This window comes from Roseomonas nitratireducens, from assembly GCF_017813355.1.
GTDB lineage: Bacteria > Pseudomonadota > Alphaproteobacteria > Acetobacterales > Acetobacteraceae > Neoroseomonas > Neoroseomonas nitratireducens.
In genome coordinates this window covers 2,501-5,912 of sequence record NZ_JAGIYZ010000050.1, presented here as the reverse complement: position 1 = coordinate 5,912, position 3,412 = coordinate 2,501, and the positions used below count along the sequence as shown (strand labels likewise).

The following is a 3,412-nucleotide window of genomic DNA, read 5'->3' as shown; positions in this document are numbered from 1 at the left end:
GAAAGCCCGGCAGCTGTTGCTGACGGGCGTGTTGTGTTCTGAGGTTGGGAGATGATGGATGCGGGGACAGGATTTGAACCTGTGACCTTCAGGTTATGAGCCTGACGAGCTACCGGGCTGCTCCACCCCGCGGGGAAGTAGTGATGAGGATCCGGCCTGGTGGCCCGGCGACGACCGACTCTCCCGCGTCTTGAGACGCAGTACCATGGGCGCTGGGGTGTTTCACGGCCGTGTTCGGGATGGGAACGGGTGTATCAACCCCGCGATGGCCACCGGGCCACCGGGCCGGATCCTCTGATGTGGTGATGTGGATGATCTGGTGTTGTGCGTGTTTTGGCGCTGTGCGCGGTGGATGCTTTCGCATCCATGCGGTGGTTGAGTGTGTGATATGGAGTTCTATCGGGCGATTAGGACCGCTCGGCTGCACTCCTTGCGGAGCTTTCACCTGCGGCCTATCGACGTGCTGGTCTTGCACGGCCCTTAGGGAGACCTCGTCTTGAGGCTGGTTTCCCGCTTAGATGCCTTCAGCGGTTATCCATTCCGCACTTAGCTACCCGGCTGTGCCGCTGGCGCGACAACCGGTGCACCAGAGGTGCGTCCTTCCCGGTCCTCTCGTACTAGGGAAAGATCCTCTCAAGTCTCCAACACCCACGGCAGATAGGGACCGAACTGTCTCACGACGTTCTAAACCCAGCTCACGTACCGCTTTAATCGGCGAACAGCCGAACCCTTGGGACCTGCTCCAGCCCCGGGATGCGATGAGCCGACATCGAGGTGCCAAACCTCCCCGTCGATGTGGACTCTTGGGGGAGATCAGCCTGTTATCCCTAGAGTACCTTTTATCCGTTGAGCGATGGCCCTTCCACGCGGGACCACCGGATCACTAAGGCCGACTTTCGTCCCTGCTCGCGCTGTCGCGCTCGCAGTCAGGCGGGCTTGTGCCTTTGCACTCAACAGCCGATGTCCGACCGGCTTGAGCCCACCATCGCGCGCCTCCGTTACCTTTTGGGAGGCGACCGCCCCAGTCAAACTGCCCACCAGGCAGGGTCCCGACCCCGGGTGACGGGGTTCGGTTAGACGCCAGAAAGGCGCAGGGTGGTATTTCAAGGTTGCCTCCACCAGAGCTGGCGCCCCGGCTTCAATGGCTCCCACCTATCCTACACAGCCCCTTCCTGGCGCCACTGCCAAGCTGCAGTAAAGGTTCATAGGGTCTTTCCGTCTGACCGCGGGTACCCCGCATCTTCACGGGGAATTCAATTTCGCTGAGCCCATACCGGAGACAGTGGGGAGGTCGTTACGCCATTCGTGCAGGTCGGAACTTACCCGACAAGGAATTTCGCTACCTTAGGACCGTTATAGTTACGGCCGCCGTTTACCGGGGCTTCGGTTCGGAGCTTGCACTCCTCCCCTTGACCTTCCGGCACCGGGCAGGCGTCAGACCCTATACGTCGTCTCTCGACTTCGCAGAGCCCTGTGTTTTTACTAAACAGTCGCCACCCCCTGGTCTGTGCCACCCACCCATGGTTGCCCATTGATGGGTCCCGCTTATCGCTAGCTTACGCGGGCAATTTGCCTAGTTCCTTCGGTATGGTTCTCTCAAGCGCCTTGGAATACTCATCCAGTCCACCTGTGTCGGTTTCGGGTACGGTCCATATGCCAGAGCTATTTCCCGGACCGATCCACGCGCCCCTCCAATCCGATAAGGAGAAACACGGTTTCACGGCCGTCACTTCTGGCGGGCCCAGGAATATTCACCTGGTTCCCATCGGCTACGGCTGTCGCCCTCGCCTTAGGGGCCGGCTCACCCTGCGCGGATTAACCTTGCGCAGGAACCCTTGGACTTTCGGCGAGAGGGTTTCTCACCCTCTTTGTCGCTACTCATGTCCGCATTCGCACTTCCCATACCTCCACGGCCCGTCACCGGTACCGCTTCACTGGCCTAGGGAACGCTCCGCTACCGCGCGCATTGCTGCGCACCCACAGCTTCGGCAGATGGCTTGAGCCCCGGTACATTTTCGCCGCAAGACAGCTTGTTTAGACCAGTGAGCTATTACGCTTTCTTTAAAGGATGGCTGCTTCTAAGCCAACCTCCTGGTTGTTTTGGCCGTCTCACATGCTTTCCCACTTAGCCATCATTTGGGGGCCTTAGCTGGTGGTCTGGGTTGTTTCCCTCTCGACAATGGACCTTAGCACCCACTGTCTGTCTGCCCGCCTGCACTCATCGGCATTCGGAGTTCGGTAGGGTTTGGTAGGGCTTTGGGCCCCCCTAGCCCTTCCGGTGCTCTACCTCCGACGGTGATCGACGGACGATCTACCTCAATAGATTTCGCGGAGAACCAGCTATTTCCTGGTTTGATTGGCCTTTCACCCCTAGCCACAGATCATCCCCGACTTTTTCAACAGGCGTGGGTTCGGTCCTCCAGTGGGTGTTACCCCACCTTCAACCTGTCCATGGCTAGATCACCAGGTTTCGGGTCTCATGCCGGCAACTATGCGCCCTATTCAGACTCGCTTTCGCTGCGCCTACACCTCTCGGCTTAAGCTTGCTGCCAACACGAACTCGCGGACCCATTATACAAAAGGTACGCCGTCACCCACTTGGGGCTCCGACTGCTTGTAGGCATCCGGTTTCAGGTCTCTTTCACTCCCCTCGTCGGGGTGCTTTTCACCTTTCCCTCACGGTACTTGTGCACTATCGGTCGCCAAGGAGTATTTAGGCTTGGAGGGTGGTCCCCCCATGTTCAGACAGGGTTTCACGTGCCCCGCCCTACTCAAGGATCACTGAAAGCACTACGCCTACGGGGCTGTCACCCACTGCGGCCAACCTTTCCAGGTTGTTCGGCTTCTCTTTCAGCAACCACTGGCCTGCTCCGCTTTCGCTCGCCACTACTCGCGGAATCTCTGTTGATGTCTTTTCCTCCAGGTACTGAGATGTTTCAGTTCCCCGGGTTCGCCTCCCGACCCTATGAATTCAGGCCGGGATACCCCAAAGGGGTGGGTTTCCCCATTCGGACATCCGCGGATCAACGATCGCTCGCATCTCCCCGCGGCTTTTCGCAGCGTGCCACGTCCTTCATCGCCTCTTGGCGCCAAGGCATCCACCGAATGCCCTTTTCTCACTCCATATCCTCACCACCGCCCGCGCACAGGGCCAAAACACGCCCCATGCTGCCTAAGTCTCGAACGGCAGCGCCCGCTCCATCCCCGAGGTCGCGGTCTAGTTCGCCTCGGACGATGTGCAGAAATCACTCACACACCAGATCATCTTCACCATGTGAAAGAACATGCTCGCACCAGCAGGTAACCCGGCTCCCTCTCGAGGATCCCGGATCACACCGCCAGCGCGGGTTTCGGAAGTGCCGCCACCTCGATGAGGCAGCTCACTCGGCCTGCCACCGTCTCAACCCGAAGG

1 tRNA gene and 2 rRNA genes are annotated in these 3,412 nt (G+C 59.3%); all 3 read right to left on the bottom strand.

Going from position 1 to position 3,412, the window contains the following annotated elements:
- Window positions 1-55 precede the first annotated feature (55 nt).
- The 3 genes from J5Y09_RS24005 to J5Y09_RS23995 all read right to left on the bottom strand — a co-directional run bounded on the left by J5Y09_RS24005 (window position 56) and on the right by J5Y09_RS23995 (window position 3,125).
- A tRNA-Met gene (locus tag J5Y09_RS24005) sits at window positions 56-132 on the bottom strand.
- 30 nt (window positions 133-162) lie between these two features.
- A 5S ribosomal RNA gene (gene rrf / locus J5Y09_RS24000) occupies window positions 163-277 on the bottom strand.
- Between the two features lie 109 nt (window positions 278-386).
- Window positions 387-3,125: ribosomal RNA gene (locus J5Y09_RS23995) — 23S ribosomal RNA — on the bottom strand.
- Window positions 3,126-3,412: the final 287 nt, after the last annotated feature.